Origin of the sequence: Sphingomonas faeni (assembly GCF_040407565.1) — a bacterium.
In the GTDB taxonomy this organism is placed as follows: Bacteria; Pseudomonadota; Alphaproteobacteria; order Sphingomonadales; family Sphingomonadaceae; genus Sphingomonas; species Sphingomonas faeni_F.
The window spans coordinates 44,147-62,475 of record NZ_JAPZPR010000002.1 but is presented as its reverse complement, the minus strand read 5'-3'; the positions used below and the strand labels follow the sequence as shown (position 1 = coordinate 62,475).

9 protein-coding genes and 1 pseudogene are annotated in these 18,329 nt (G+C 63.9%); 3 read left to right on the top strand and 7 right to left on the bottom strand.

The genetic code is table 11. The features are described 5' to 3' along the window. Positions 1-1,088 precede the first annotated feature (1,088 nt). Positions 1,089-2,233 (top strand): annotated as a pseudogene (locus tag O6Y00_RS04680) (IS3 family transposase). Between the two features lie 40 nt (positions 2,234-2,273). On the opposite strand, the gene O6Y00_RS04675 reads toward O6Y00_RS04680, so the two are convergent. Together O6Y00_RS04675 and O6Y00_RS04670 are read right to left on the bottom strand one after the other, a co-directional pair. Then, complete coding sequence (locus tag O6Y00_RS04675; protein WP_353441441.1) at positions 2,274-3,605, bottom strand: hypothetical protein; 1,332 nt, start codon at positions 3,603-3,605, stop codon at positions 2,274-2,276. After that, positions 3,602-4,084, bottom strand: a complete 483-nt coding sequence (locus tag O6Y00_RS04670; RefSeq protein WP_353441440.1) for a hypothetical protein — start codon at positions 4,082-4,084, stop codon at positions 3,602-3,604. The genes O6Y00_RS04675 and O6Y00_RS04670 overlap by 4 nt, the downstream gene beginning before the upstream one ends. A 775-nt stretch (positions 4,085-4,859) precedes the next feature. Between O6Y00_RS04670 and O6Y00_RS04665 the strand changes: the two genes are divergently transcribed. Beyond that, the gene (locus tag O6Y00_RS04665) at positions 4,860-5,714 is read left to right on the top strand and encodes an HAD family hydrolase (protein WP_353441439.1); all 855 of its coding nucleotides are present in this window, start codon (positions 4,860-4,862) and stop codon (positions 5,712-5,714) included. Next, the gene (locus tag O6Y00_RS04660) at positions 5,711-6,427 is read left to right on the top strand and encodes a hypothetical protein (RefSeq protein ID WP_353441438.1); all 717 of its coding nucleotides are present in this window, start codon (positions 5,711-5,713) and stop codon (positions 6,425-6,427) included. The genes O6Y00_RS04665 and O6Y00_RS04660 overlap by 4 nt, the downstream gene beginning before the upstream one ends. Positions 6,428-6,606: 179 nt before the next feature. Here O6Y00_RS04660 and O6Y00_RS04655 read toward each other — a convergent pair whose 3' ends face one another. Genes O6Y00_RS04655 through O6Y00_RS04635 form a run of 5 tightly spaced genes read right to left on the bottom strand, consistent with a single transcriptional unit; the run spans position 6,607 to position 17,952 of the window. Next, positions 6,607-8,172: an Eco57I restriction-modification methylase domain-containing protein gene (locus tag O6Y00_RS04655; protein WP_353441437.1), complete on the bottom strand. Its 1,566-nt coding sequence runs from the start codon at positions 8,170-8,172 to the stop codon at positions 6,607-6,609. Further along, the gene (locus O6Y00_RS04650; RefSeq protein WP_353441436.1) at positions 8,172-8,981 is read right to left on the bottom strand and encodes a hypothetical protein; all 810 of its coding nucleotides are present in this window, start codon (positions 8,979-8,981) and stop codon (positions 8,172-8,174) included. Before O6Y00_RS04650 ends, O6Y00_RS04655 begins: the two co-directional genes overlap by 1 nt. Before the next feature lie 26 nt (positions 8,982-9,007). After that, on the bottom strand, positions 9,008-11,215 hold the full coding sequence (locus tag O6Y00_RS04645) for a hypothetical protein (RefSeq protein WP_353441435.1): 2,208 nt from the start codon (positions 11,213-11,215) through the stop codon (positions 9,008-9,010). 1 nt (position 11,216) lies between these two features. Continuing rightward, a complete protein-coding gene (locus O6Y00_RS04640) occupies positions 11,217-15,425 on the bottom strand; it encodes a DEAD/DEAH box helicase family protein (RefSeq protein ID WP_353441434.1) in 4,209 nt (1,402 codons plus the stop codon). Next, entirely contained in the window at positions 15,418-17,952 is a 2,535-nt protein-coding gene (locus O6Y00_RS04635) for a hypothetical protein (protein ID WP_353441433.1), read from the bottom strand. Before O6Y00_RS04635 ends, O6Y00_RS04640 begins: the two co-directional genes overlap by 8 nt. Positions 17,953-18,329 lie beyond the last annotated feature (377 nt).

Genomic DNA, 18,329 nt, shown 5'->3' with positions numbered 1-18,329 from the left:
TGCTGGTACCCGTCAGCTGGCTCAAGCAATCCGCCAGCGCGAGCCGCGGCGAGGCGTGACTGTGCTGGGTCTCCGATCGGTGTTGTTGCACGCTAGTCCCGGCCGATCTTTAGCATCGGCTTATCGGCACGCCGTCTGCGGATGATCTTGACCGCTAGATCCGCGGTCGAGTGATGAATGCGCTCGGCATCGATGAACAAGTTTTCAGATGGTGGGGCCGTCTCACGAAATCAGTATCGTAGCGTCCAATCGAATCGAAGCGCCAAACTTCTGGGACGCGAGCCATAGTCTCCAATCGCCATGAGGGTAGATTATGAGGGCAGTCAGGGTAGAGGGGGCGGCGCTGCTGACGAGGCAAACACTAATCACCGCAAGCAGGGCGTCTACCGTCTTCAAGAGACGGCGAACCAGCGCCTCATGGGGGGTAGTTGTCCGCGCGAGCGTTTCAATTTTTTGCCGGAATATCGGTATATGAATGAGCGGATCACCCTCTGGCTATGGCCCATCACGGCGTTCTCCGGCGTGTCATGATTCACAAACTGTCTGATAGCGGTCGGCATGGTGATTATGGTTAGCAGAAACTGCTCAGAACGCGTCACGGGGTCACAAACCGCTCTGGTACGTTAGGCATTGATAGGTATTTCGAGACTTGCAAGGAGACTGACCGAACAGCTGGGACAAGCGCGTTTGGGCGCTGTTTCATTATTCTTCGGAGCTTGGGTCAGGCCTCATTAAAATATCACTCGCCTTCCGGAGCACGCATTTCGGCGCGTGGAGGACCCCGAAGCCGTCAGGCGAAGGCACGTCAGAGCGGCGTCCGAAAACGCCGTTACCCGCCATCCGCGGGCGCTGGTCCAGAGGCCAGCCGTCGGCGCAGCCGAAAAGCATGTAAAAGTCGGGCTTCCCCCCACTTTTACGGTATTGCGCCCAACTTTCTGTTAGGTTCGAAGAAGCGTCTTCGGATTTCATTTGTTAGGAGAAAAATGGGAGCGTGTTAGGGTCAATACGCTTCCTTGTTAGGCTCGGAATTGAATTGCCCCTAGATTTCTGGAAGCCTTCAATCCTGATTTTGAGGGCAGGAGGCGACGATGGGGAGGCCCAATTTCAGCGATGAGTTCAAGGGTGACGCGGTGGTGCAGATCACGGAGCGGGGTTACCCGGTAGCGGAGGTTTCGCAGCGCCCCGGCGTCAGCCCGCACTCGCTGTATGCGTGGAAGAAGCAGTTTGCGAAGGTGGCGTCGGGCGATGCCAATAAGGACGCCAAGATCCGCCAGCTGAAGCGCGAGTTGACTCGGGTGACCGAGGACCGAGACATCTTAAAAGGAGCCACCGCGTATTTTCGCCAGGCATGCCAAGTAAGATTCGCCTTTGTCGCGGAGCATCAGAACCAGTTTGGCGTCCGCGCAATGTGCCGCTGCCTGGCGATCCAGCCCAGCGGTTTCTATGCCTGGCGCAAAGCGCCGCTGAGCCGCTGAGCGCAAGAAGATGCTCGGCAGATTGCATTGATCCGGCAGGCCTGGAGCGACAGCGGCAAGGTTTATGGGTATCGTAAGTTGCACGACGATCTGCTCGATCAGGGCGAGGCCTGTTGTCCCCATCGCGTTGCCCGCCTGACCAACCTGGCAGGCATTAAGGCGCAGATCGGCTACAAGCGGCGTCCAGGCAGGTCAGGAGGAAGGCCTTCGGCCGTTGCTGCCAACACTTTGGATCGCCAGTTCGACGTGCCGCAGGGCTAACAGAGCCTGGGTGACGGACATCACTTATATCCGCACGATGGAAGGCTTCGCCTATCTGGCGGTCGTGCTCGACCTCTACTCCCGTCGCGTGGTGGGATGGTCGTTGCAAAGTAGTCAGACAACCGAATGTAGTTTTGCAGGCCCTGCACATGGCGGTCTGGCGGCGTAAGCCGAAGCACCGCGTGCTGATCCATTCGGATCAGGGTTCGCAGTTCACCAGTATAGACTGGTCTGCCTTCATCCGGGCCCACAATCTGGAACACTCCATGAGTTGGCGGGGAAACTGCCACGCTAACGCCGTCCCTAAGAGCTTCTTCAATCTTTTTAAGCGTGAGCGCATCCGGTGACGCACCTATAAAACGCGCGAAGAAGCCCGGCGGGACGTGTTCGATTACATCGAGATATTTTACAACCCGATCCGCAAGCATGTCAGGAACGGGGTGCTGTCGCCCGTCGAGTTCGAACGGCAGCAGGCTTTGACGGCTCAAGGCGTCTAGAAAACTAGGGGCTATTCACCTGGTAACCACGAGTAATAGGTCAATCGATATCAAAGGCCGAGATGCCCTCGGTGGCCATAGCTCGTATCCATAGGTCTGCATTGGGGTCCTGTCCGAACACTGTGGCACCCAGCGGACCCCATAGCTCTCGCGCTCGCCACTGTTCGGGCGGCTGTAAGCTGTAAAAACAAGCGGCGATTTCAAAAAAACTATAGTGTTCTAGTGGCGTATCAGGTGGCGGTGGTCCGCTATGAAGGACGAAATTGGTGATACTTTTAAACAGTGCAGATGCGACGTGATCAGCGCGTTCCACACCTACAATTTGTGGCCAGCGGATCATCGACCTTGCCCATGGGAGGACGCGGGACAATCTATGCTTTGACGGCACATTCCGAGCCAAGGATGGCATGAGAAACGCCGCTAGTTTGAGTTGCCTTTCAAGGGTTTGCGGATCAGCCGATTTCCAATCGAAATTCAGATAAGCTGTCGCCTCCGTTATATCGTCATCAATATGACTATACTCGATCCGATCGGCCATTTTACTTAGTAAATTATTGATCATAATGTCCGAAGAATTTGCCAGCGGGCCGCCCGCTCTCTCGAATGAGGCGATGCTTTCTTTGACAATGTCTAGCTTGGCCTGCTCACGGTCCGCAAAAAACGCTTCGATATTAGTAGCGGTAGGAAGAGTGGTGTTGATCTCGTCGTTCGTTCGCTCTGCGACGGACCTAGAGGCAAAATCCTTCACGACACCGGCTACTGCTTGCCCGATCGCCGCCAGGAAAGATTCGTCGTTGGCCAGTGCATCGATCCTGCGCTGATCGGATTTGGGCAGGCGATCCACCGCCATCATCACCGGCCATGCAGGGCCTAGGGCGAGCTTGGAAGCGGTCGCCTTCTTTAGCTCTCTGATTAGAAGAGTGACAATCAGAATGCTCAACTCGCTCCGCTTGGCGAGACTGGGTGTCGACGACGCGGTAGAAGTATTCGCTGTGTTGCGAGAGTCCGCGAGCATCCGCTGCAGGAAGACTCCAGGGCTACCTTTTGTCTTCCCGGCCCCAGCATACGTCACGGGTTTGAACGCCGCAAAGCCGCCCGCTGCAGCTTCAATCCAGGCTTCGGCTACCGGCTCTGACCCAACGAGGGCGGAGGCAAGCGCGGATATGAGCTGAGCTCGTCCGAATGATGGATCACCTTCCAATTTAGCTTTGGTGCCAGCGCTCAATCTTCCTTCATCGGTGACCAGTCCCTTTGCGATGCGTAGCGACATGTCTTCAGCGCTGATTACTAATCTGCCGTTACTGTCGCGCAATTCCAGCAATCGCGTCAGAAGGGAAAGGTGCTCAGGCGTAAGCAATTGATCCAAACTCACGCCGCCTCTCCCGTGTCTCGACGGGCGCGCAAGATTTCGGCGATTGCCTGCAGTTGATCATCCGTCGCCGTTGCCCAATGATGGCGAGAGATTCGATGTTCGGAGTAGAGCCTATTTATGGCTTGAACTGTTTCGGGATAGACGTTGTTTTTTTCGAAATATTCGCGATCCTCCTTAATTTGTCTCTTAAGTTCTTCGGTGCGAGCTAGCTCGGCCGTGGCCATATTGAGCTTGAGAGCGGTCTCGATTACTTGTGGCATGTCGGCGACGAGAAGCTTGCGGTATTCAAGAATTTGCTTGTTCAACGTGGTCGCGCGCTCGTCGGGGTAGGTCGTGCGTAGATTAGCATTCTGGAGGCGGCGACGTGCGTTGTCCCAGGTGAGACCACGCCTTAGACCTGCTCGCTCCTCAAGGAGTTGCGCAACTACATTGCCGAACCCCTCGTGGTCATCTTTGAAATTGGTGGCAATCGCGGCCACCAACTTATCTGAAAGGTTTAACGAATCAGACAGCCACGACTGAGGGCCTGCCACAGACGGTTCTGTCGGCAGATTGTTAGTCTCATCGCGAGTGCGTGAGACGAACTCGTCGCATGACGACGAGGGCATCTCGGACCGGTGGGAGGCGCACTCTGCCGCACCAACGGGATCTTTAGTATACGTCATCGATTTCTCGCAGTCGCCGCTGACCGATCCCCGCCTTTACGTTTCGACGCGAAGGCGGAGATCAGCCAGCGCTAGTTCCCAAATGCGTCGATTCGACAATGTGAAAGCACACACCGTGCCACTAATGTGTTTTCCCGGTAGGTTTACGTCAAGAGGTAATTGATCGCGGGTTACCCGACTGCTCCCAGGGTAATTCTGGTGGAAAGCGGAATGACCGCTTGCAGGTAACCTGGCGCGGTAAGCTGCCGTTCGTTCAGGTGAGGGGCAGGGCCATGATAACGGCTATGTTGTTAGATAGCGGAACGGCTCCTCCTGAAAGTCACATTTATCTAAGCGATTGTTCGTTAGGGTGAATCTGGTTTGTGGTCGTCGCGCAGTAGTAGTCTTCAGCTAGGCCGCACGGCCGTAGATCCGCCGCCCCGCGCTTGTCCTGCCGTCCCGTAGCGGCGTTGAAGGTGCGCTAACGCGCCAGCTGGTGCTCCCCCCAACCGTCGAGCGGCCACAAGGCGCAGACTGGGAGCAGCGATGTGGCGACAGCCCACCTCACACCCGATATGAGGCGTGGAAATGCTGGACTGGCGGACGGTGCGTGAAAAAGCTGTTGATAACCGATGTCGACAATACGCTGCTCGATTGGCAGCATCTGTGGTTCGAGACGTTCTCGTCGATGGCGAACCGTGTCTTCGAAATTTCGGATGTCAGTCCCGAGCGCTTCTACGCCGAATGTAGCGTGGTTCACCAGCGGCATGGGACGAGCGAGTATGCATTTGTCTTGTCGGAGCTTCCGAGCTTGCAAGAAGCCTATGGAGACAAGTTGCTCGAGCGGATGCGGCCAGCGATCGACGAATATCGGGCCGCGCGGCGGCGGCACCTCCAGCTCTACCCCACCGTGCTCGACACGCTTCAACGGCTCAAATCGGCCGGCACGATCATCGCGGCGTTCACCGAGTCCAAGGCGTTTTACACTAATTATCGCTTTCGTAAGCTCGGCCTCGATGGATTGATCGACGTCTTATACTCGCCGGCGGATCATGATGTGCCGTTTGATACGGCGGCGATCCGCAAATATGAGGCCGCTAGTTATGACCTAAAGGAAACAGTTCATCGTTTCACGCCTAATGGCGAGGTGAAGCCGAACCCTCATATCCTCGCGGCCATCATCGCCGAACTCGGGTTTGAAAAGAGCGACGTGGCATATGTTGGCGACAACAAGCTGAAGGACGTTCATATGGCGCAGCAAGCTGGCGTGCTCGACATCCACGCGGCTTATGGGGCTGCGCAGCATCGCGCCGAGCAATACGATCTACTGAAGAAAGTAACCCACTGGACACCTGAGATGGTGGCGCAAGAGAGCGCGGCACTGCAGCCGGGGGCGATCACGCCCACGCGTGTGCTGACGGACACCTTCGCCGAGATTGTTCCGATTGTACTGGAGGCGACATGAGCGAGCTGCCCGCCCAAGTCGAGATCTGGAAGAAAATAGTCGACGTGCAGCAGCACTTCAACGATCTCGAGCTCCGCATCCGCAACTTCGCATTGATCGTCACCGGCGCCTTCATCGGTCTGGGCGGATACGCAATTAAGGATGGTGGGTTCGCGCGGGTGTTGGGATTCCACATTTCGGTGGCCGGGCTCGTGGTTTCTTGCTCACTGCTGCCGCTGCTTGCCTTTTATCTTATGGATCGGCTTTGGTATCATCGGTTGCTCGACGGTGCGGTGAAGGCGGCGACCCCGGTCGAGGCACGGCTGCGCGAACTCGGGCTTACCGTCGATCTTGGTGAGGAGATCAGCCGCGCAAGCCCGTTCGCGGTGTGCGGGCGCAAGGTGCGCTCCAAGCACAAGATGGATTGGTTCTACGGGATTATCGCAGCAGGAATCATCCTGTTGTCGGCGATCCTTGCCTTCGGCGTAAAAGCGTCCCCATCGTCCCTGTTGACCGAAAAACTGGCATCGGGTCAGCTGCCACACACGCGCGTCGTTGCCGCGGCTCCAGCGTCAGCCCAGCGGTCGAGGGAGCGTGCGCCGGCAGCGAGTGCCCTAGGGGGTGCGATAGTCGTACCTGCCTCCCCGAGGAGCACGGGTGAGCGTTTCGTCCCACGCGCGCAGGCACAGCGCGGCCACCAACCTCAGCCGAGCGCGTCCAGCCCGGCTAGCTGACCGGGACTATAGCCATCCCGACGCGGCCGCGTGGCCGAGCTGAACGATTAATTCGTGTGCTCTATCAAACGTGCCGGCCCTTCCTAATCAGCCGAGCCATTGATTTACGATATTTGGGGTCGCCAGTCCGGTGACGGGAGCCGGCTATTATCCCAAGTCTGACGCGCCCTTGTAAGACTTTATGCAATTGGAGGCTTTGGCATCGGCACCCGCTCGAGCAGCCTCGCCGGAATAGACGCCGATCCGCACATCCGGTCGAGCTGATCGCCGACCTCGGGCCGGTTGAGCGCTTCCGCAAGTGCCGCCGGCGGCGCGGCATTCGGACGCGAAGGCAGTAGCAGGATGACGTGGTTCTCGGCCACGACGCCACCATGCTCTTTGACGAACCCGACGGGGATCTCTGCAGCTGCGATCCGCCGACGTTGACCCCGTGCGGATGTCCGCTGCACTGCAACGCAGCCGGCGCGGGCGACATAGGGAGCGTCTGGCAGCGCTTCGACCCAGCTCTTGGCGCGGAAGTGCTTGCCGCGCTCGAAGTCAAAGGTCCCGTCCTGGCCGATCGCCTTGGCCCAGATCAGCGGCATCCGCCCGGGCGCAGGCCCTTCGTGCAGCCGGTCAGCCTGGCGGTTGGCGACTAGGTAGCCGATCCGAGCGGAATATCCCCACTCCTCCAGCGTCGACGGCAGATCGTGGTTATCACCGGGCAGCAGCCACGGGCCATCGCCGGTCGGCAACCGCACCACGCCCTCGGAAATCGGGGAGCCGTCGCCTCCGACCTTGATGCACGCCGCGTCTGCCGAGGGCACCTCTGTCAGTTCGACATCACGTCGGCGCAAGATCAGGATGCAGGTGTCCTGCACCACGTCCATAAACACGGTCGACCTCCCCTCGATCATGTCGACCGCGAGCACGTCGGCGAGCTGCCTGACGCGAACCCGGAAGCGCGCGAACTCCGGTCCGCCGATGAAGGAGGCGGGAATGATGTAGGCAAGAATGCCGCCGGCAGGCAGCGCGGCCAGCCCGCGGCGTACGAAGATCGAGTAGAGGTTGAGCCGACCGGCGCTGATGTCGCGAAACCGCTCCGCCTCCGCCTTGCCGGCGTGCGAAGCCAGCCGGAGGAAGGGCGGGTTGCCGATCTCATGATCGGCACCGTCGTGATCCTGCACCTTGAGCGAGTCGCCTTCGCGAATCACGTCCAGCGTGTCCACGACCGCCGCGTCGATTCCGTGTTCGCGGACGAGGCAGCGTCGTATCAGGGCGTTGGCCAGCCGCGCGAGCCCCGGTTCAATCTCCCGGCCGATGAGGCGCTCGCGTAGTCGTTCGACGATGACGAAGTCTGCGATCCCATCCGCACGCCAGAGCGCCACCATCTCGCGTGCAATCGGGACGATGAACGCGGCGCCGCCGGCGGCGGGATCCCGGACGCGGGCGTTAGCGAGGTCGACACCGAAGCTTCGGGCCCGCCCGATCAGATGGCGAACAAGGCCAGGAGGGGTGAAGTAGGCTCCAAGAGCCTTGCGCCGCCGCTTCCCCATCAGCGCGGCATAGACGCTCGCAACGGCGTGGTCGAACCAGGCGGGGCTGAGCTCCGCAAGAAGTGCAGCCACTTCGGCAGGCGCGCAATCCGCTAGGATCGCGTCCACGCTTGACGAGGCGTGCAACCCGGGGCGTCGCCTGTAGAAGCTGACGATGCGCGCGACGCGATCCTCGGCGGCGAAGGCCTCCATGTCGGAATGCGCGAGCATCAACGCGGCAAAACGGGTCTGGAGATGCCCTCGACCGCGCGCACGACGGCCGCGACCGCCCGCGCCTGACGTCCCGTAAGCACCACGCCCAGTTCCATCGAATGCCGGGCGTAGCGCGTCATGTTGGCGCTCCCGACATAAGCCTGGTCGGCATCGGCGATGACGACCTTGGCATGGAACGTCTCGTACCCGTCCTCCGCCGGCAATAGGTAATTGAGCACGCGGACGCGCATCGTCCGCAGCTTGGGCAGCAGCTCGTTGACCACCACTCGGGTCGGACCCGCCAGTCGCGTGATCAGCGTCTTTCTCGGCGCGCGGCAATCCTCGAACAATCGCATGGCAAACAGTGCGCCATCATGATTCACAAACGGACTCATCACGGTGAAGGACGCCACGGCGGCCCGCGCCAGCGCGCCGAGCATCTCCTCGGTCCTCTCCAGGCTGGCGTGAATCGGGCCTTGCAGAGGCAACGCGCCCGCGATCGCGCTGGGCGCGGCCGGGAGCGTCACGACTGCGGAAGCGACCGCGTCCATGCGGGCCGCGCTGGCGGATCGCATTGCCTCGGCGCCCGCTAGGAAGGCGGCCAAGCCTGCGGGGAACGGCTCGGGCGTTCGACGCCATCCGGCCGCATCCTCATAAAGCCAACCCCGATCCACGAAGTCGCTTGCCGCACGTGCGACGGCGGCGGGGCTGACACCGCCGATCGTGGCTCCTCGGGCGAGCGTCGTCATGCCCGAACCCAGCCGCACAGCCAAGGCTGTGGCGGCGCCGCAGTCGTGCCCCAGTCGCTCCACGAGCGATCTCGCCATCGCCGCCCCAATGCCGTGTTGCCGCGTCACGGCCGGTTCGCGATTTGCAGATAGCCGACTAGGTCGGCGGCCGGCGCGTCGAAGCGCGGACGCCCGCGCCCCACGAGGGCCGAGCGCGAAAGCAGCTCGTTCCTGGTCAGGCATGCGTTCTCGGGGATCAGCACGCAGTCCGGGCACGCGCCTCCGCGTCGATTGCAGACGCTCTCCGAGCCGCACCTGAGGCTCAAGGGGTTGAGCATCCGCTCGAGCACCTGGTTGCCGACGTCGGGATCCCCTTGGTCGCGCCACATGGAGGACAGGTTGCCGAGATCCATCGTCGTGCCCCGGCGATAGACTAGGATCGCGAGATCGGGAACGAACAGGTGCTCACCGAAGGAACCAAGGTCCAGGCCGGACATCGCGGAGCAGGTGTCGATCAGATGATGCGCCATCGTATGCAGCAGCGTGTAAACGAACGGGTAGGCACGGCGGGTTAGCGCACCCTCCCGGCGATACTCGTCCAGGAAGCGTGAGAAGCGCGTGTCGGGATCGCGCTCCAGCGCCTCGAAATCCTCGATCAGCTGGCCGCCGATGCGCACTCCAGCGTCGGCGGGCGGTAGCAGGATGCCGTTCTCGCCGAGCCAGGACCGCACCACGGCCTCGTCCAGGCGCAGGTAGAAGCCTTCATTGGACTGGAGCGTGCACAGGAGCGGATGCTTCGCCGCGTCGGCGACCTCCACCCGCTCGAACAGCCGTAGACGGACGGGCATCTCGGCCGCGCCAGCCTTGTCTCGCTGCACCGTCGGTGCCGAGGAGGTCCTGGTGTAGGCGAAGCTGTATTCGCATATCCGCACGTCGCGGATGAGACGCATCTCCTCGATGCCGAGCAAGCTCAGACGCGTGGACGACGCGGACCGCTGGCGTTGCAGGTCCGCCTCGTTGAGGCCATCGGGCCGCAGGAACGGGTCCAGGATGGTGACGTCGACGGAGACCTCCTTGCCGTCCGCCATCTGCCCGCCCCGCAGCTTCTCCTCCTCGAAGGTCATGTGCTCCACCGCCATCCGGAGCGGGTCGTGCTTGCGGACGTAGTCGGCGCGCCCTCGGCACGCGGCGACGATGCCGGGCACGGCTTGACCGTGGGCCGCGAACACGGTTCGTGCCCATTCCGCCTCGTTCTCGGCGATGGTCCGTCGCTGCGCATCTAGCATCCGCTCGGGCACATTCTGACCTTCGAGCATCCGTAGGATCGCGATCAGATCGGTCTGGTTCCGCCACTCGTCGCCGCGGCCGGCCGCGACGAGCACTCGCTCCTTTTCGGCGTCCAAGAGTTCGGAGGGCGGATAGCCGAAGCGCGCCGAGACCAGCCGCTCGAGCGCTGGGATCTGAGTGTTAGCCAACAGACCGAGGTGTTGGTCGTCGTGGAAGACCAACAGCCGATCACCGTGGACGTAGTAGGCCGCCGACGCGCGGTAGGAGATTGGCTCCATGTTGATCTCGGCGGGCAGCGCCGTGCCGCCATCGAGGAGAGGGCCGAGCGCGCGGAGCGTCGGCTTGTCTCGCTGCAGCAACTGGCGCGGGAAGCGGCATCGCACGCATTCGAAATGCCACCCCGCGAGCGGCCCGGGCGGCCTGCGCAGATAGAAGCGATCCTCGTCGCAATTCGTGCAACGATCCAGTTCGACGATGTCGTTGCGCTGGCTCGACCAACGGCGATACGCGGGCGTCACCGGCTCGACCTCGCCCGACCAGTGGGTAAGCACCACGTCGAGCTGCTCCCAGTCGTCGGCGCAGCCCGACGCGCCGGTCGGGCACCGTTCGCGAAACCTCTCGGCGTCGCGCTCAAGCGTGCCGACACCCCGGCTGACGCGGTGCAGGCCGCAGCGACCGCAGGCGAACGCGAGGGGGAACGGCACGTATCCGGCGGTTTCGGGGATCTGGAAGGCGAACTCCCCAAGCCTGACCCGCACGGCATCATCGGCGAGGACGCGGCGATCGACCGAAAGCTCGGGCGGCACCGGATGCTGGAGTCCAGTCCCCCGCTGCGCTCGATCGGCCCAGGCCGAGAAATACTCCTGCACCTGCTCGCCGATCGTCCGAATAGTAACTTGGGGGAGGTCGATGGGACGATTGTTGCTCCAGGGCAGCGCCATGCATGCGCCGCGGCCGCCTTCGAACGTGAACAGACTGTGGGGGGCGTAAGCGGTCGCGATCTGGTTGCGCGAACGGTGCATCGCGGGCGGCTTCGGCTTTCTCATCTTAAACTTCCCGGTCGAGTTCGCTGGAGGCGGCGCGGCGGCCGCCCCGATTTCGCAGGAACGCCATTGCGAGGTCGAGCGCCTCGCCATCCACCGGCCGGTTCTGGATGTCGAACCGCGACGCCCGGATCGTCCCGGCGGCGTCAACGTCGCGGAGGCTCATCATCGGCCGCTGTAACCCGCTCAACGGATTGCTCCAGAAGTCGGCCAGCCGACCCGTGAAGTTGTCCGATCCGGCGACCACTTCGATCCTGCGCAGCTTCTCCCGGACCAGATCAGCGTAGTAGTCCGGATTGGCGGGCCGGCCCTCCGCACCGTGGATGCCGATCGCCTCCAGCACGAACGCCGCGCAGTCTTCGAACGAGGCTGGATTCGAGAGAATGCGCGCGAGCTGCTCCACGGTCGCGGGGAACGGGACACCGGCCTTGCTTCCTTCGGAGGCTTCGACGATTCGGCGCTGGAACTGGACCCCCGCCAGCCAGGTCTGGACGAGCGAAGGCACGGTGCGGGCGATAGCGCGATCCGCCCAGCGCTCGATGGCGGGCGATGCGATCATGCGCTCAAGCAGCCGGTGGAAGGACTCGTGCACCTCGACGACGAACCGGTCCCGGCGCGTCTGCGGGGTGGGCACGAGGAGCGAGAAGCCGACATGCGTGCGGCCAACGCGCGAGGACGCCTGGATGTATTCGGCGATGTCGGCCGGCATGCCGGCGAACGCCATCGCGTTGAACGCCTCAACGTCGACGCCGTGGGAAATGGCGCTGGTGGCGACGATCACACGCAGCGAATGCGCGATATCGTCAGAGAGCGGATCGAACGGCGTCTCGGCGGCGCGGATAACCCGCTGTATGCCGGCGATGTCGACACCGCCGGAAATCAGCTCAGTCATGAAGGCAGACAATCGATACGGCTCTCCCATCGCGACGTGCGCCTCGAAGGCCTCGGGTCCCAACGCGGAGAGTATCTGGTCGCCGCCCTTCTTGTTGGTGACGTAGGTCAGCTCGATGCGATGGAGATCGACCAGCGCGGCGAGACTGTTGTGCCGCGCCCCTTCCCGGACCGCAGCGACCGCAGCTCTTCTCCCCGCCGAGAAAGGCGCGTCGGATACGCACTCCTCGATCTCGATCGCCGCCCGATCGCGGCGGGCCTGATCAGCTGACGCCAGATCCCTCTCCCACCGGGTGATGGTCGCGGCGTGAGCCGCGAGCACCGCGATCGTGGTGACCGTGTGGAGGCGGCCGTTGGTCATGATACTCGCGTGCAACCGGCCCCAGGGCGCCGCGCCCTCGCGAGCCCGTGGCGAAGCGCTCGCATCGCCGAGCACGGCCGCTCGGTCGGCGGCGGGGCCGGCGGGGTCGAAGCTTGCCATGTCGCTGTAGAACGTCGAGTGAAGGGCGGGACCCGGGTGCGGAAACTGCCGGACCCCGAGCTGGTAGAGGGCGCGGGCGTGCTTGGCGGCGTCAGACACCGTCGCGGTCGCGCCCACGACGTGCGGCAGCCGCGGACGGTCGGGCGCGCCGGGGACGCGCGCCGCGCGGCTCCCAAGCAGCGGCGCGAGCCGTCGCAGCCACGCGAACAGGCCGGTCTCGAAGATGCCGCCGAAGGTCCCCAGGCTCTCCTCGAGCAGGTGCATTTCGTCCTGAACGATGAGGCACGGGAAGGGGTCGTGGAACAGCTCAATGCCGTCGTCGAAAGCGGGCGCGACGCGCTCGAGGCCGTCGCTTCCCACCGCCGCCAGGTCCTGCCCGCTCGGCTGGTCCAGCATGCCGTCCGCGCCGCCCTCGACGGCGCGCGCGAGGCCCAGCATGCCGGCTATGTCGTCGATCGTACGGGTACTTTGGCCGATCAGTGCGAGCTTGTCGATCGTCCCGAGTAGGACCGAAGGCGCGCGCCGGTAAATGTCAGAGTCCGCCAGGAGGAAGGGCAGGGGCACGGGCCTGCCTGCGCCGCGGTGCTCCTCGTTCCAATCGCACCGGCGATTTAGGCAGACGATGCCGAGTCGGTTGCGCTCCTCCGGGAAGAGCCGCAGCGCGGTCTCGGTCTCCGATCGGCAGAATGGGCAGGTTGGCAGCTTGTTCCAAGCGGCGCGCGCGGCCGCGTAGCCGCGCTCCCCTCCCGCTGTGCTGTCGAGAAGCGCCTGCTCGTCCCCGGCGCGCTGGTCGTTCCAGGCGGGGATCGGCAGAAGGTCGTCATGCAGCCGGCCCGGTCGGGTTTCGGTTCGGTTAGGCGTGTTGCCGCCTCCCACCCAGAAGCCGATCTCGAACGGAGCGCCTCGGACCCGCTCGGCGCGCCGGACCATCTCCGCGTGCGCCAGCAATCTGGCAAGACGCTGCGCCTGCTGGACGGTCAGCAGCCGCAGCGGATAGTGCATCATCGCAGTGACCCCGCGGCGCTTGCCCCTTAGACGGTCCAGAAATAGGCCGAACACTACCGTGCCGAAGAACGCCTCGGTCTTGCCGCCGCCAGTCGACATGTAGAGGAGGCTGGCTGCGTCCTCGTCAAAGTCAGCCCGGAAGTTCGCTTCGAATGATGGCACGCGCCCCGCCAGGGTTGGCACGTGCGCCAGTATGAAGGCCAGCTGGAACAGCCTCCAGCCCGGGGCTTCGCCGTCCCGCGGCGGGTTCGCGCGGTGAAAAGCTAAGTTGAGGAGGAGCCATGCGCGGTAGGGGATTGCGACCTCCGAAGCCGGGTCCTGCCACCAGGCTTTGCGCGAGCGCGACAGTAGCTCGACGCCGAGCTCGACGCGCCTCGCTTCGTATTCCCAGGCGCCAAGATCGGCCTGGAACTGCTCGCGCTGACGCTGCTCGTCGTGAACGTCGCCCTCGTCAGGGTGCAGGGCTAGGTCGGTCGTTAAGGCGCTATCGGCACGCCAGGCGTCCATGGCCGCAACGAGCTCGGATAGCGGGGCCACTTCCTCGTTCGGATCGGATAGACGAGCGTAGGCGGTAGGCACCGCGGCGACCGAACGCGCCCTCATGCGCGGCAGCACGTAGCGCGGCATCCAGGTGGTCCGCAGTCGGCGGATTCCGTCTTCGACGCCGAGATCGTCCACGCCTCCGTTCACGCCGATCGCCGGCATCGTCATGAACCCGGCGAGATGGTAGCTGCGCCGGACGCGCTCGAGGCGCATGGGGGCGAGCGCCGCCTCCGGCAGCTCGAGCCGAAGTGAGACGTTGAACAGGCCGCACTCCATGTCAGCGTCGCTCTCACGCAGGTTCTCTAAGGCCGCTCGGACCGACCGACACCCCGGTGCCGTAGGATCGGGCAACACCTGGACGAGGAGCTGCATGCTGATCTGCGGCACGACATCAGCCGGCACCGGCGCGTCAACGCGCGCCCGCGCGAGGAAACGCTCCCATTCTTCGCGGGACCAGAAGTCCTCCGACTCCGGCCGTCGTCGCCGCCAAGCCCAATCCCGCCCCTCCTCGGTGGCGAGGAAAGCAAGGCAAGCATCTTGGATGGCGGCCTGCAGCCGCTGATTGTAGTCGGCGAGCGGCGTCGACCACTCGTCCGCCCCGGCGAGCAGAGGCAGCTCTAGCACCGGCGCGGGCACGTCCACGCGACGCCATTTGAGTGGAACGGAGTATTGCCGCGCGATCGTGTTGGGTATGCGGAGCCTGGGCAATCCCTCGCTCGCGGGCCGGTCGGACCCCTCGGGCAGATCGGTCTCCGTCCCCCGAGGGACGATGGCTCCGTCCGGAACGACCACGCCCATCTCGCGATAGACCTGCTCCACGATAGCGGTGTGCATCTCGCGCCGCGCACGCGCGCTCACGCCGGCTGCCTGCTGATCAAGGCGACGCGCGATCTCGACCCTGGCCTGCTGCGAGGCGGCAATGGACAGCTCGGCGCGGGGGATTAGCCTCCCCCCCCGGGCGAATAAGTCCTCCGCACTTGGCAGTGTCCTCACGTAGACGGCCAACGACGGGATAATCCGCAGGACGCCCCCGGCGGCCCGCAGGCGCAGGTCCAACCCATGGCTCGCTAGGCGGATATCGCTCGACTCATCGTCTCCGTCCTCGTCGACGCGAGGCAGGATGAAGCCGCTCCCGAGCACGCGCGACGGCTTGTCGCCGAGGATCATCCTGCCAATCTCGCCGTCACCGGACATCGTCCTGCGGGTGCGTTCGAGGATGGCGTCGCACACCGCCTCCTTCAGGAGCTGGCGCTCGTCCGCGTCCATCCCGATCAGCGCAGCCGGCTCAGTCACGTTCCACCCCCCTGTCGCGCTCGACGCGCTCCACGTCGTCCACGGCGTCCAGCAGCGACAGCCACAGGCCGCGAAGTTCCCCGTCGGTCCGTCCCGCGGTGAAGCTTTCCGGATCCAGCACGAACTGGACCACGCGCTGGTTGAAGTGGAACCCTTCCTGGACGCGATAGGATCGCGTGGGCACGATTGCAAACCGCCAGAAGGTCTCGGCCAAGGTTTCGGGCACTCCGTTCACCTGCATGAAGAGCTTGAATCGGGACCAGTCCCGAGCTGCGCGCGGCTGGCGGGCGCCATCCTCGGCCGGCGCCGCCCGATCCGCGTTCAGCCAGCGCTGGATGTTGCTAAGCTCGCTGTTCGGGAGGGAAGGGTCGAGCTCGTGCATGCGGCAGAGCACCTCGCGAGCCTTGCCGACGTCCGTGCCGCCCGGCAGGTTCACTCGGATCTGCTCGATACGGTCGTGGTACGTTTTCAGCTGGTCGAGGCTGGTCCGGGACGTCGCGAGCGCCTGGCGGATGCGTTCGCGAGCGTCCTCGTTCAGGACCAAAATCTGTTCCCCAACCTCAACTTCGCGAGCGGCGACCTTCTCGAAGGGGCGGGCCTCTCCTGCTGTGAACACGAGTACGTCGCTCGACGGGCGGTAGGCGATGCGATGGCTGCCGGTCGAGATCACCACCCGTTCGCCGACATAGGCGCCACCTTCGCGCGTCAGGTCGATGTCCCGCGGTTCAGCGATGGGGAGGATCCTGAATTCGCTCTCTCCGGCGTCCAGCCGCTCGTCGAGGCCACCGCGTTTAAGCGCCTGCTGCATGGCGGCGGCACGCGCCGCGATCGGAGCGAACCCGGGCAAACGCGCGAGCGGCCCTAGCTCGCCAGCTAGCAACGCGGACCCCGAGGCGTCGCCGAGCAGCACGACCTCGGCGGGCGTCGAAGGGCTGGTGAGGAGGGCACGGACAGCGGTGGCCCGGGGTCCGGTGACAATGACGCGATCGAGGCCGCCCTTGGCGAGCGCCGCGCCGAGATCCGCATGGTCGACGATGCCGCAGCGCCAGGAGACGCCGCGGTCGGATGCCATCAGCACCTCGGCGATCCGCCGTTCCGGCACCGCGACTAGCGTGGTCGCAGCGTTCCAGCCGTCGCGCGCCAGCAAGTCGGCGAGCTTGGAGGAGACGGGCGTCTCAGCCAACCACTTCTCCGTTCTCGCTTCGATCGACGCGATCGCATCCTTGGCTAGCTTGCCGTCAGGGGAGGTCGCCGCTATCTCGGCGAGCTGCCCGAGCGCCATTTTGGGCCTGAGCATGGCCCTGATAGCGTTGTCGACTTCGTCGTCGGCGTCGAAGAGGGTGTCGGCGGTTACACGCGCTTCCTCAAGACCCAACGGCAGGCTGGCGACGCGGCGAAGGAAGGCGAGGGCGCGTGACACGCCGCGCGCACCTATGCCATCGCCGCCTTCGCGCAGCCGTCGGCCGAGCGTCACGAGCTTTTTACGGACTGAGACGAGCTCCGCGTCCTTGATGTCGGCAGTAAATGAGACGTCGGGCAAGCGCTCAGGCAAGGTCGACGCGGCGGCGAGGAACCCCGGTTCCGAAAGGTAGACGCCCACCTCCATGGGCGCCTGGCGCCGGGGCCTGAGGCGCACTGCATGCGAGCGAAGCGAGCGCGTCGCTCCCCTCAGGGCGAAAGGATCCTCGCAGACGGCGACGATAGGCGGCCGACGCCCAGGGACGGCATCAAGCGCCTGCAGCAGCAGCACCAGGCCCTGCTCCCATTGATCGCCCAGCTCAGCGCGGGACTGGCCGGTTAGATCGATGACGACAGCGTCCAGCCCGCGGGCGGCAAAGCGGTCGTTCGCCAGCAGGCGACCAAGCCGGGCAGTACTCCGCTCGGCGGGAAGGCCGAAAAGCGCGAACGGGCTCGTGTCCGGGGAGCCGACCTCGGCACGCTGCCTCGGCATACCTGCTCCGGCCTCACCAAGGAATGTATGGTTCCGGACGCGCTTCAGCACCTGCTCCGCGTCGGCGGCGTATCGGCCCGCGTCGGGCGCGAACACCGCGGTGGTCTCGAAAAGGCTAGGGCTGCGGACCACGATCTCGAGCCTCTGGCGACCCCTGGCCACGCGTGCCGGAGCATTCTTAAGGACGAGGTCCTTCAATCTTAACTCGACCATTCCCAGCGACCGATGACCGAGGCCGTCCTTCGACCAGAACGCGCCGCTCTCGACCTCGTTCAGCGCCAACCTGGCCGCCTCCGCGACGTCCTCCGGATGAACCAGCGCCGAACGCGCCGCGCGCGTCAGGCCGCCGCGCCATGGCCAGACGCCGATCGTGGCGGAAGCCAGGCGACCTCCGGCGCGGGCCTCGCGCATGGCAAGTGCGGCCAGCGTGAAGCCGTTGCCCGGCCGCTCGGGCCACCCAAGTAGCACGCGGTCACGACCGTCGCCGATCGCGTCAATGACCGTGTCGACGGCGACACCCCCAGCGGAGAGCGGTGCCCAACCGGCCGGATTCGCCGTCGTCGAGTAGCGCGTCACGGTGGCCGTGCCGATGCCCGGTCGCGAGACGAGCTCGAGCGGCCGGTTGGCGTTAGTCCGCGTTTCTAGAAGCGAACGAATGCGCTCACCCTTCGCACGGCCCGCATTCCCGATCAGGCTGCTCCGGTCACGCTCGCCCCAATCCTTCCCCCCACGTCTCGACAATCAGCAAACCCCCTGTGGTATGTTGCCGCATTTAGCAGAGAGCGCGACACGTATTTCTTTTAACTTACATGATTAAGTTCAGTCTCTGACGCAAATATCAATCCTCCCGATTGGCGGTGCTCGCGATGCCAGCGCTGCACGATCGGCAATGGAAAGACGAACCGCGTGCGAGACGGAGCAATTCGCTGTCGTTGCATCGCCCTTCGGCAATC

Coding starts and splice junctions, on each gene's coding strand:
- O6Y00_RS04660 (WP_353441438.1), top strand. CDS start 5,711: ATGAGCGAGCTGCCCGCCCAAGTCGAGATCTGGAAGAAAATAGTCGAC.
- O6Y00_RS04655 (WP_353441437.1), bottom strand. CDS start 8,172: ATGCTCGCGCATTCCGACATGGAGGCCTTCGCCGCCGAGGATCGCGTC.
- O6Y00_RS04650 (WP_353441436.1), bottom strand. CDS start 8,981: ATGGCGAGATCGCTCGTGGAGCGACTGGGGCACGACTGCGGCGCCGCC.
- O6Y00_RS04645 (WP_353441435.1), bottom strand. CDS start 11,215: ATGAGAAAGCCGAAGCCGCCCGCGATGCACCGTTCGCGCAACCAGATC.